This window comes from Sphingomonas pruni NBRC 15498, assembly GCF_001598455.1.
GTDB lineage: Bacteria > Pseudomonadota > Alphaproteobacteria > Sphingomonadales > Sphingomonadaceae > Sphingomonas > Sphingomonas pruni.
Window position 1 is genome coordinate 1 of sequence record NZ_BCYZ01000106.1, and the last position, 11,223, is coordinate 11,223.

The 11,223-nt window shown below is 65.2% G+C and carries 10 protein-coding genes; 1 reads left to right on the forward strand and 9 read right to left on the reverse strand.

Annotated features, from left to right (window positions below; genetic code table 11):
* The 3 genes from SPR01S_RS21765 to SPR01S_RS19840 form a co-directional block, all read right to left on the reverse strand.
* A partial coding sequence (locus tag SPR01S_RS21765) for a YgjP-like metallopeptidase domain-containing protein (protein ID WP_157082374.1) occupies positions 1–321 on the reverse strand: 321 nt, incomplete at its 3' end.
* A complete protein-coding gene (locus SPR01S_RS19835) occupies positions 318–755 on the reverse strand; it encodes a YcgN family cysteine cluster protein (protein WP_066593210.1) in 438 nt (145 codons plus the stop codon). The genes SPR01S_RS19835 and SPR01S_RS21765, both read right to left, overlap by 4 nt.
* Complete coding sequence (locus tag SPR01S_RS19840; protein ID WP_066593212.1) at positions 752–1,342, reverse strand: SCO family protein; 591 nt, start codon at positions 1,340–1,342, stop codon at positions 752–754. The genes SPR01S_RS19835 and SPR01S_RS19840 overlap by 4 nt, the downstream gene beginning before the upstream one ends.
* A 73-nt stretch (positions 1,343–1,415) precedes the next feature.
* On the opposite strand from SPR01S_RS19840, the gene SPR01S_RS19845 reads away from it, so the two are divergent.
* Positions 1,416–2,039, forward strand: coding sequence for an ankyrin repeat domain-containing protein (locus SPR01S_RS19845; RefSeq protein WP_066593227.1), 624 nt, complete (start codon positions 1,416–1,418; stop codon positions 2,037–2,039).
* Positions 2,040–2,078: 39 nt separating this feature from the next.
* Here the strand turns inward: SPR01S_RS19845 and SPR01S_RS19850 are convergent, their stop codons facing one another.
* The 6 genes from SPR01S_RS19850 to nadB form a co-directional block, all read right to left on the reverse strand.
* Positions 2,079–3,641 carry a lipopolysaccharide biosynthesis protein gene (locus SPR01S_RS19850; RefSeq protein WP_066593214.1) on the reverse strand — a complete coding sequence of 521 codons (1,563 nt, stop codon included), beginning with the start codon at positions 3,639–3,641 and terminating at the stop codon, positions 2,079–2,081.
* Positions 3,631–4,497 (reverse strand): hypothetical protein, encoded by an 867-nt coding sequence (locus tag SPR01S_RS19855; protein WP_157082375.1) that lies wholly within the window; start codon positions 4,495–4,497, stop codon positions 3,631–3,633. Before SPR01S_RS19855 ends, SPR01S_RS19850 begins: the two co-directional genes overlap by 11 nt.
* On the reverse strand, positions 4,494–7,277 hold the full coding sequence (gene polA, locus SPR01S_RS19860; RefSeq protein ID WP_066593220.1) for a DNA polymerase I: 2,784 nt from the start codon (positions 7,275–7,277) through the stop codon (positions 4,494–4,496). Before polA ends, SPR01S_RS19855 begins: the two co-directional genes overlap by 4 nt.
* A gap of 288 nt (positions 7,278–7,565) precedes the next feature.
* The gene (locus tag SPR01S_RS19865; protein ID WP_066593221.1) at positions 7,566–8,258 is read right to left on the reverse strand and encodes a 2OG-Fe(II) oxygenase; all 693 of its coding nucleotides are present in this window, start codon (positions 8,256–8,258) and stop codon (positions 7,566–7,568) included.
* A 116-nt stretch (positions 8,259–8,374) separates the two neighbouring features.
* A complete protein-coding gene (gene bla, locus SPR01S_RS19870; protein WP_066593223.1) occupies positions 8,375–9,478 on the reverse strand; it encodes a class A beta-lactamase in 1,104 nt (367 codons plus the stop codon).
* A 141-nt stretch (positions 9,479–9,619) separates the two neighbouring features.
* Positions 9,620–11,206, reverse strand: a complete 1,587-nt coding sequence (gene nadB, locus SPR01S_RS19875) for an L-aspartate oxidase (protein ID WP_066593225.1) — start codon at positions 11,204–11,206, stop codon at positions 9,620–9,622.
* Positions 11,207–11,223: the final 17 nt, after the last annotated feature.

Consider the following 11,223-nt stretch of genomic DNA (forward strand, 5'->3'; position numbering starts at 1 on the left):
CTGGGAGAGGGAGGGAGGCGCGAAGCGCCGGAAGGGTGAGGGTGCGGCCAGCGATATCGTCCGCGACCGCTCCGGCGACCAGTCGATCACCACATCCTCACCCTCGATCGGGATCATCGCTCCCGGTACAAACGGCCGTCCCTCGGGCAGTTTCGCGCGCTGCGCGTCGATCCAGCCGCGATGATCGTTGGCCCAGGCCATCGCCTGTTTGAGCGAGGCGCGGGGCGGGATGGTCAGCCGGACGCGCCCGCTGGCGGGATCGACCGACAACCGCATCCGCCGGGCGCGAGCATGGCGGACGACGTCGAGATCGCCGGTCACAGCTCGCGATCGACCAGATGGAATTCGAGTTCGCCGGCATCGTCCTCGCTGACCGTCCAGCCGCGCGTCGACTCGCCCGCGCGATGCACCGCCTCGCGATCGCCGCTGACCAGATAATGCCAGTCCGGCAGCTTCTCGCCATTGGCGCGCAGGCGATAGGCGCAGGTCGAGGGCAGCCAGTCGGTGGTATAGACGTTCTTGACTGTCAGCCGCACGCAATCGGGTACATAGGCGCGGCGATTGCGGTAGTCCTTGCACTGGCCCGATCGGCGATCGAGCATGCGGCACGCGACATTGGTCGGATAAAGCTCGCCGGTCTCGTCATCCTCGAGCTTGTGGATGCAGCATTTGCCGCAGCCGTCGCACAAGGCCTCCCATTGGCCGCGATCGAGTTCGGCCAATGTCTTGGTTTCCCAGAATCTGTCGGTCGTCACGGGTTGGTCTTCACCCAGCGCTTGATCTCATCGGCAGTCGCCTGCGCGCCCTGCTCGGTGGGCAGCAAGGCGAGCGGGTTGCCGTTGCTGTCCATCAGATAGGCAGCGTTGGAATGTTCGACCAGATACCCGCCATTGGGCGTCGTTTTGCCCTTGGACGCGAACACGCCATACTCAGTCTTGATCTTGTCGATCGCCGCCGGACTGCCGGTCAGTCCGACGAAGCGCGGATAGAAAGCGCTGACGAACTGCTTGACCACCGCCGGCGTGTCGCGCTCGGGGTCGACCGTGACGAATACCGGTACGACCCTGGCCGATACCGCGGGGTCGCTCTTGTCGAGCAGCCGCATCGCCGCGCCGATGGTCTGCGCCGTGGTCGGGCAGACATCGGGGCAATAGGTATAGCCGAAATACATGATGCGATATTTGCCCGCGAACACCTTATCGGTGATCGCCTTGCCGTCCTGATCGATCAGTTGAAACGGGCCGCCGATCTTGGCACCCGCCAGCGGGGGATCGGCTGGGGTGGCGTTCGAGCAGGCGGCGAGCGCCAGCAGTAGCGAAATCGGAAGCAAACGCAGGTTCATCGCAGCGCCAGCCTTGATCTTTTACGGGCGGCTACGCAAGTTGATCCCGACTTTTCCCGCAGGGCACCAGATCATGATCGCACGTCTCTCCCGCATTGCGTTTATCGGGGCGCTTCCCGGCGCGCTGGCCGTCACCGCCCTTCCCGCCGCAGCGCAGCTCGCCAGCGGCTCGCCCGGCTATCAATTCCTCGACGCGGTCAAGAACGACAAGGGCAACGACGTCGAGGCGATTCTGGCCAAGCCCGGGTCGCGGATCATCGACACCCAGGACCCGTCGACCGGCGACGGCGCGCTGCACATCGTCGTCCGGCGCGACGATTCGCGGTACGTGCCCTATCTGCTGGCCAAGGGCGCCAATCCCAATATCAAGAACCGCCAGGGCGACACGCCGCTGCTGCTCGCGGTCGATCGCGGTTATGGCGACCTGATCCCACTCCTGCTCAAGGGCAAGGCCAATCCCAACCTCGCCGGCGACGGCGGGCAGACCCCGCTGATCAAGGCGGTGCTGCGTCGCGACGAACAGATGGCGCGCGACCTGCTCGACGGCGGCGCCGATCCGGACAAGCGCGATTACATGGCGGGTAAATCGGCACGCGAGTACGCCAATGGCGATGCGCGCAGCCCGGGCATGATCCAACTGTTCGCTAAACTGCCGGCCGCCCCCAAACGCGGCGTGTCCGGCCCGACGCTTCGTTGAGGCGCTACCGCAATCGTTTCAGCTTTGCTGAAACAGAATCTAGCTAGCCGCCGCGCCGGCCCCGGGTAGTTTCTTGAACAACGCCCGGTCCTCGGGCCGGAACGCCCATTTCCACAGCACGAACAGATAAGTCACCAGGATCGCGGGCTCGCCAACCGAGAGCTCGACCCATTCGTAGCTCTTGGGCAGCGAGGTGAACGCCGTTCCGACCAGGATCGTGACCGCCGCGGTTCCCAGCAGCGACCAGCGCCAGCCCGCCACACGCGCCTTCAGCAGCCGCGAGAGGAAATTCGACTTGAGCACCGATCCGACACTCAAGGCGATGAGCAAGGCGATCGCGACGCTCACCCCTTGGACCGAATCGCGCGTCCCGAATTCCGCCAGCACGGAATGATCCCAGTCGATCGACCGCATCACCGCGACCAACGTGAAACTCAGCACGATCTGAAGCACCAGCACGCCGATCGAGATCATCAAATTGCGATGGCGCGCGATATAGACCAACGCCGTTTCGCAGACCGCGCCGGTCGAAGCGAACACCTCCGCCCATAACAGGAATGCGAGCGCGGCAGTGCCCGCGACGAATTGCTTGCCGACCAGCCCCATCACCGCCTCGCCCGGGATCGAGCCCATCAGCGCCAGGCAGGTCTGCAGCGCCATGATCCAGAAGCCCACCTGGCGCACCTGGTCGGCGATTGCCGCCTTGTCGTCGCGCGCCAGGCTGGTGGCGATGACGGGGCCGAGGATCGGGTCGAAACTGGTCTTCAATTTCGCCGGAAGAGAGGCGACCTGTTGCGCCATGTAATAAATGCCGACGATCGCCGGCGGAAACAGCAGCCCGAGGATGAAACGGTCGACATTGCGCGTCGCCCATTCGATCGCATCGGCGCCCGCCAGCGGCGCGTTGCGCCGTGCCAGGGTCGCCACGCGCGCTACATGCGGCGTCCAGCCGCGCGGCAGGCCGTAGCTGCGGATGAGCGGGACCAGCGACGCGACCATCGCCGCGACCATCGACAGCATATAGGCGAGCACCAGCCCGTCGCGCGCGCTGACGAAATAGAAACCGAGCGCGGCGATCGAGATCGTCCAGGGCTCGACCACCGCGCGTGCAGTGACGGTAGCCTTGATATTGTGGCGATAGGCGAGCGCCGAGAGCGCGACGTCAGACCAGGCGCTGGCGACGATGATGCACGGCAACAACCGCTCGACCAGCGTGATGTCACCATGCGGGTACATCACTCGCGGCAGCGCGATCAGCACTGCCCCGGCGATGGTCGAGGCGAGCATCGCCACCGCCATCCCGTCCCACACGACATGGGAATGCGGGCGCTCGGTATTGGCCAGCGCCTGGGCCAGCCCGCGCTTGAGCCCAAGCGTCGCGATCAACGCGGCGAGTTCGACCACCACCAGCGCGAGCGCGAACCGTCCGACCGCGTCGGGTCCATAGAGCCGCCCCGCGACGAACAGGAACGGCAGACGCGCGACCAGCCGCAGCGCGAACCCGCCGATATTGGTCCGGCCGCCCTTGGCCAGCACGGCAAGGTCGTCCACCGGACCGGTCGGCGGCACGACCGGCGCGGCGGCGCGAGTGTCAGTCGACATAGGTGACCCCGGCCAACCCGATCGATTCGATATCCGGTCGATCCTGATATTGTTTGATCGCAGTCATCTCGACATGGATATGGTCGGCGCCAGGCGCCTCCTTGGGATCACGCCGAAAATAGAATGTGATATGCCGAGTGGTAGCGGATTGCTTGTCGGTGCCGACGCTGAGCCCTTCGATACGTCGCCAGTCCAGCCGCATCAGGGCACGGATCGGGTCGCGGCACATCGGATCGGCATCCAGAAGAACGTCACGCGTGCATTCCGGTACGTGCTCCCAGGTTTTTGCTTTCGCTTGTGCAGCACGCAGGGCACGCACCGCGAAATCGACATCCGACGCTGTTCCATACCAGAGCTGAAAGAAACGCGCGCCGCGTTCGTTCTTGCGATCCAGCACGGGGCCTGCCGCTTCGCACTCTGTGTCGAACCTCGCGGTATCAGCGGCGTCGGCTTGCCCGCCCGGCGCCTCACCGACAACGCGAAATCGCAGCCCGACTTCGCGTTTTTCGGGCTCGTCCGGTGAAACCGGACCGGGGAGTCCATCCGCCTCGGATACGGGTATGGGATAGGAAATCGATACGGTCGACGCCTGGCATATGCCCTTGAATCCGGAGAACGTCGGTTTGCTTGCCAAGGTCACGCTGCGCCGCGCGTAACGGGAACCGTCGGTCCGGTCGAAAACCGTGGACTCGACGAACATATCGCCAGACTTGGCCGAGAGATATTTGGCGAGCGCCGCCGGCGCCAGTGCGCGCATCTGCTCTAGCGTGAGAGGCCCGGCGGCGAGCGCGTTCGCCCAAAGAATAATCACGACAGTTCCCAGGAAGAGACCGACGCGCGTCGCGGACAATTTCAATGCGCGGCGCCCCAGCTGGCGCCGGTGCCGATCTCGACCGCGAGCGGCACCGATAGTGGCACCGCGGGCTCCGCCGCCGTCGCCATGACGCGTTCGATCACCGGCTTGGCCGCCTCGACCTCGCTTTCGGGCACTTCGAACACGAGTTCGTCATGGACCTGGAGCAGCATTTTCGTGCCGGTCAGGCCGGCATCGGCCAGCGCGGGCCCCATCCGTGCCATCGCGCGCTTGATGATGTCGGCACTGGTGCCCTGGATCGGCGCGTTGATCGCGGCGCGCTCCGCGCCCTGGCGGACATGCTGGATCGGCGCGCGGATCTGGGGGAACCAGGTCTTCCGGCCGAACAGGGTCTGGGTATAGCCCCGCTGCCGCACGCCCTCGAGCGTCTCGTTGATATAGGAGGAGATGCCGGGGAAGCGGTCGAAATAGCGCGAGATCATCGCCTGCGCTTCTTCCGCGTCGATCTCCAGCCGGGCGGCCAGGCCCCAGCGCGAGATGCCGTAGAGAATGGCGAAATTGATCGTCTTGGCGCGCCCGCGCGTGTCGCGGTTGACCTCTCCGAACAGCTCGTGCGCGGTCGCGGCGTGAATGTCCTCGCCGCGCAGGAAGGCGTCGCGCAAGGGGGGCACGTCGGCCATATGCGCAGCCAGCCGCAGTTCGATCTGCGAATAGTCGGCCGCCAGGATGACGTTGCCGGGTTCCGCCACGAAGGCGTCGCGGATCTGCCGTCCGATCTCGGTACGAATCGGGATGTTCTGCAAATTGGGATCGGTCGAGGACAATCGCCCGGTCTGCGCGCCGGTCAGCGAATAGCTGGTATGGACGCGCCCGGTGGCGCGATCGATCTGCTGCTGGAGTGCGTCGGTATAGGTCGATTTGAGCTTCGACAGCTGACGCCAGTCGAGCACCAGCCCGGCGATCGTCACCCCTTCCGCCTTCATCTTCTCGAGCACGGTGACGTCGGTCGAATAGGCGCCCGACTTGCCTTTCTTGCCACCCTTCAATCCCATCTTGTCGAACAGGATCGCGCCGAGCTGCTGGGTCGATCCGATCTGGAACGGCTGCCCGGCCTCGGCCTGGATCTCTTCCTCCAGCCGCGCCATTTCCTGCGCGAAGCGGCTCGACAGGCGCGAGAGCTGGTCGCGGTCGACCTTGATCCCTGCGCGCTCCATCGCGGCGACGACCGGAATGATCGGGCGATCGACCATTTCGTAGACGCGCGTCGCGCCCTCATAGGCGAGCCGCGGCTTGAACCGCGTCCATAGCCGCCAGGTCACGTCGGCGTCCTCGCCGCCATAGCGGGTCGCCTGATCGAGCGGCACTTGCGCGAAGCTGATCGCTTTCTTACCCGTCCCGGTCACGTCCTTGTAGCTGATGCAGGTGTGTTCGAGCGTCGCGTGCGCCACTTCATCCATGCCGTGCCCGGCGAGCGACTGGCCGGCGTCGAGATCGAAGCTCATCACCATCGTGTCGTCGATCGGCGAGACCGGCAGGCCGTGGCGGATCAGGACGTTGATGTCGTATTTGATATTGTGCCCGATCTTGAGCACGCCGGGCGCGGTGAACAGCGGCTTCAGCCGGCTCACCACCTCGGCCAGCGGCAGTTGCGGCGGGACCTCGCCGAACATGTCGTCGCTGCTCTTGTGCCCCACGGGTATGTAGCAGGCCCGCCCCGGCGCGGTGGCGAGGCAGATGCCGACCAGATTGGCGGCCATGCTGTCGAGCGAGTCGGTCTCGGTATCGATCGCGATCGTGCCGCTGGCATGGCTTTCGGCGATCCACGCGTCCAGCCGGTCGATACTCGTCACGGTTTCATACGTGTCGCAATTGATCGGGGGCAATTCGATGAAATCGGGCGTGACCGGCCCCGCGGTCGCGACCGCCGCGGCGACCGGATCGGGCTGCTCGCGACCCGGCGCGTGTGCCGCCATGCGCGACAACAGCGTCTTGAACCCCTGATCCTCGAGGAACGCGCGCAACGGCTCGACAGGAATGCCGTCGAGCTTGAGCTCGTCGAGCGTGTGCGGCACCGCCGTATCGACATGCAGCGCGACGAGCTGGCGCGAGAGCCGAGCCATCGCCTCATGCTCGATCAAATTGTCGCGCATCTTGCTCGGTTTCATCTCCGGCGCAGCAGCCAGCACCGCGTCGAGATTGCCATATTCGGTTATCAGCTTGGCCGCGGTCTTGGCGCCGATCCCGGGCACGCCGGGAACATTGTCGACCGCGTCGCCCATCAGCGCCAGCACGTCGCCCAATTGGTCGGGCCGCACGCCGAACTTGGTCTCGACATAGTCCGCACCGCGCCGCTCGTTCTTCATCGTGTCGAGCATGTCGACGCCGGGCTGGATGAGTTGCATCAGGTCCTTGTCGGAACTGACGATCGTCACGTCCCAGCCGGCCTCGACCGCGCGGCAGGTATAGGTGGCGATGATGTCGTCGGCCTCGAACCCCTCTTCCTCGATGCACGGCAGCGAGAAGGCGCGGGTCGCCTCGCGGATCAGGGGGAATTGCGGGATCAGGTCTTCGGGCGGCGGTGGACGCTGCGCCTTGTACTTGTCGTAGAGATCGTTGCGGAAGGTGTGCGAGCCCTTGTCGAGTACCACCGCGAGATGCGTCGGCCCCTCCGCCTTGTCGAGCGCGTCGGCGAGCTTCCACAGCATCGCGGTATAGCCATAGACCGCGCCCGCCGGCGTGCCATGCCGGTTGGTCAGCGGAGGGAGCTGGTGATAGGCGCGGAAGATATAGCCCGAACCGTCGACGAGATAGAGATGAGGCATCGTCGGAGGAGATAGCGTCCCGCGCGCGCGGGAACAAATGGTTAGGTCGTTTGGCGGGACATTCGTCGATGGCAGAGGCGCCCCTGCTCTATTCGGACGCCGGGCATCGTCTAGAATCCTCCGTCATGCCGGCCTTGTGCCGGCATCCACCGTGCCTCACGCACCAGTGCTAACGCCTCTTGTTTCGCGCTTGCCGCCCGGTGGATCCCGGCACAGGGCCGGGATGACAGAGTAGATGGGCCAGCGCTTGCGCCATCTCAATGTCGGACTCTCTCGACCGCCCCCAGGCTAAGCCGCGTCGTGGAAGATGATCCCCAAAGTATGCCGACGCCCCGACCGCAACATGCTGACGCCATGACGCATCGCCAAGCGATAGTCGCCGCGGCTGCCCGCGACCGGCCGGTGGTTGACCGCGAACACCATTGCGTCACCCTGGCCCAACGGCACCACTTCAACTCGCGATTGCATGCGCGGGCGCTGTTCGGTCAGGACGAATTCGCCGCCGGTAAAGTCCTCGCCGGGGCGCGACAGCAGGATCGCAACCTGGAGCGGGAAGACGTGCTCGCCGTACAGATCCTGATGCAGGCAGTTATAATCGCCGGGGCCATAACGCAGCAGCAACGGCGTCGGCCGCGTCTGGCCTGCTTCATGGCATCGTGCCAGGAAATCGCCATGCTCGGCGGGAAAGCGCGTCGGCAGGCCGAGCCGCTCGTGCCAGCGATTGGCGATCGGCGCCAGGCGCGGATAGAGCGCCGCGCGCAATCCGGCGATCAGATCGGGCAGCGGATAGCGATAATAACGATATTCGCCGCGCCCGAAGCCATGGCGCGCCATCATCACATGACTGCGAAACCGCGCTTCATCGTCATAGCTGGCGGCGATTTCTGCGCACGCGGCGGGATCGAGCAGGCTGGGCAGAATCGCCCAGCCGCGTCCGTCGAGGTCGGCGGCGATCGCCGCGCTATCGTGATCGTCGTTCATAGCGATCCCCTAGGGGCACGGACCGGTCGGCCGCGCCCCGGGGATTGCGGTCAAATCACTTAGAGTTATCGCATCGCTTTCGCGGAAAACCGGTACCCACTTTTCCGCGCGACGCTCTAGCGGTGGTTGGTCACCACGCCCGTCACCACCGCCTGCATCAATTGCTGGCGCTGCGGGATCGTCTTGGGCGTGTCGCCGATCATCACGGCGATGGCATAGGCCTTGCCGTTGGGCGCGATCAGGAAGCCGACGTCGTTATAGCCGGCGGTCCTGCCGCTGAAATCCTGACCGGTCCCGGTCTTGTGCCCGAACGTCCAGCCTTCGGGCACCGCGCCGCGCAGCCGCTGGCGACCGGTATGCGAGGATTCCATCGTCGACATCAGATATTGAGTCGAGACCGGCGAGAGCAATTCGCCCTTCTTCAGCCGGGCGAGTGCGGTGGCGATCGCGCGCGGCGCGGCACCGTCGGGCGGATCGGCGATATAGCGCTCGAACGCGTCCATCCGGGTCGAAGCCGGGATTTTCGAGCGCGCTGCCTCAAACGCGCGGCCGGTCGAATATTCGGGCTTCCAGGCAAGGCCGGCGGTGAAGCTCTGCAATAGCCGCTCGCCGGGCCCGAAACGGATGTCGGCAATCCCCTTCTTCGCCAGAAACGCGCGCACTACGGTAGGCCCGCCGGCAAGGCGCAACAGACAGTCGTTGGCGGTATTGTCGCTCTGAGTCAGCGCGCGCTGGAGCAGCCCGCCGACGGTGGTCTGGTAACCGTCGCCCTTGACCAACGCCGCGATCGGCTGGTGGAACAGGGTCAGGTCTTCCTTGCGGACGGTATAAGGATCGTCGAGCGACAATTTGCCCTGATCGCGCAGGTCGAGCACGGTCATCGCGACCCACAATTTCGACACGCTTTGCTGCGGCAATTTCAGATCGCCGTTGGACGCGACCGTCCAGCCGTCGTCGATGCTGGTCACCGCGATACCGACCTTGCCGCCGAAATCGCGGGTCAGCGAAGGCACCAGCGCGGTCAGCGCCGCGGGCGCCGGCACCACCGGCTTGGCGGCTGGGAGCGGCTGCACCACTTCTCGCGGCGGCGCATAGGCCACCGGCGGCGATACGGCGCGCGCGACCCTGTTGGACTGGCTGTCGGAGACACAGCCCGCGATCGCGAGGCCAGCAACGACACCGAACGCAATCTTACCGAAACGCTTCACAGAACGACCCATGACCCCCGCCCGTGTTTTTCTCTACGATGAGAGTATCGCAGGAAATCGGTTGCGGAATCCCTGATATAGGGTCTCCGCGATGAACCGCACCTGAAAAGCGGTGGAGCGAGCAACCAACCCGCTGAGATTCCGTGAGTTCCCTTAAGGGACCAATACGGTGTCGACCGCGACCGGCAAGGTTTCGGGATAATCGAGCGTGTAATGCAGCCCGCGCGATTCGTGGCGATGCAGCGCCGAGCGCACGATCAGGTCCGACGTCTGGAGCAGATTCCTGAGCTCGATCAGGTCGGGCGTCACGCGGAAATGGCCGTAATAATCCTCGACCTCGCCGGTCAGCAGCTTGATCCGGTGCGCGGCGCGTTCGAGCCTTTTGGTGGTGCGGACGATGCCGACATAATTCCACATGAAGCGGCGGATCTCGGTCCAATTCTGCTTGATCACCACCTCTTCGTCCGAATCGGTCACGCGGCTTTCGTCCCACGGCCGGATCGCGGGCGGCGGCGGCAGGTCGTCCCAATGCGTATTGATGTGCCGCGCGCAGGCCTCGCCGAACACGAAACATTCGAGCAGCGAGTTTGACGCCAGGCGGTTGGCGCCGTGCAGCCCCGATTCGGTGCATTCGCCTGCTGCATAGAGGTGCGGCAGATCGGTACGGCCATCGAGGTCGATGACGATGCCGCCGCAGGTATAATGCTGCGCCGGCACGACCGGGATCGGCTCCTTCGTCATGTCGATGCCGAGGCCCTTGAGCTTCTCGTAGATGGTCGGGAAGTGATGGGTGACGAACTCGGCGCCCATATGGCTGATGTCGAGATGGACGTAATCGAGACCGAGCCGTTTGATCTCATGGTCGATCGCGCGCGCCACGACGTCGCGCGGGGCGAGTTCGGCGCGCGGGTCGAAATCGGGCATGAAGCGATAGCCGGTCTCGGGAATCTTGAGCTGGCCGCCCTCGCCACGCACCGCTTCGGTGATCAGAAAATTTTTGACCTCAAGATTGTAGAGGCAGGTCGGGTGGAACTGCATCATCTCCATGTTCGAGATGCGGCAGCCCGCGCGCCACGCCATCGCAATGCCGTCGCCGGTCGCGCCGCGCGGCGCGGTGGAGAACAGATAGGTGCGCCCCGCCCCGCCCGTCGCGAGGATCGTGGCATTGGCGGTGAACAGCTCCACCCGCCCGGTCGCGCGGTTGACCGCATAGACGCCCCAGACGTTGCCCGCGCCCGAATAGCGCTCCTCGTGCTTCGAGGTAGCGAGGTCGACCACCACCATGTCGGGGACGAGCGTGATATTGGCATGCGCTTGCGCCGCGTGGAGCAACGCTTCCTGCACCGCCCAGCCGGTCGCGTCGTTGACATGGACGATCCGCCTGTGGCTGTGCCCTCCCTCGCGCGTCAGATGGAGGTCGCCGCCTTCCTTGTTGAACGGCACGCCCAGTTCGATCAGCCGCTCGATCGCGCGCGGTGCGTTCTCGACGACGAATTCGACAGTCTTGCGGTCGTTCAACCCCGCGCCGGCGATCATCGTGTCCTCGATATGGCTGTCGAACGTGTCGCCCGGTTCGAGCACCGCGGCGATCCCGCCCTGCGCCCAGGCGGTCGACCCCTCGGCGAGCCCGCCCTTGGCGAGCACCGTCACCCGGAAGCGGTCGGCAAGGTTGAGCGCGGCGGTAAGCCCGGCGGCGCCGGAACCGATGATCAGGACGTCGGATGTGTGGGGATTCGGCATTCATTCCCCTCCCTGTA

What these genes read in the sequence shown, in the direction of transcription:
- SPR01S_RS19840 (WP_066593212.1), bottom strand. Translation starts at nt 1,342, where the DNA reads ATGAACCTGCGTTTGCTTCCGATTTCGCTACTGCTGGCGCTCGCCGCC.
- SPR01S_RS19845 (WP_066593227.1), top strand. Translation starts at nt 1,416, where the DNA reads ATGATCGCACGTCTCTCCCGCATTGCGTTTATCGGGGCGCTTCCCGGC.
- SPR01S_RS19850 (WP_066593214.1), bottom strand. Translation starts at nt 3,641, where the DNA reads ATGTCGACTGACACTCGCGCCGCCGCGCCGGTCGTGCCGCCGACCGGT.
- polA (WP_066593220.1), bottom strand. Translation starts at nt 7,277, where the DNA reads ATGCCTCATCTCTATCTCGTCGACGGTTCGGGCTATATCTTCCGCGCC.
- SPR01S_RS19865 (WP_066593221.1), bottom strand. Translation starts at nt 8,258, where the DNA reads ATGAACGACGATCACGATAGCGCGGCGATCGCCGCCGACCTCGACGGA.
- bla (WP_066593223.1), bottom strand. Translation starts at nt 9,478, where the DNA reads ATGGGTCGTTCTGTGAAGCGTTTCGGTAAGATTGCGTTCGGTGTCGTT.
- nadB (WP_066593225.1), bottom strand. Translation starts at nt 11,206, where the DNA reads ATGCCGAATCCCCACACATCCGACGTCCTGATCATCGGTTCCGGCGCC.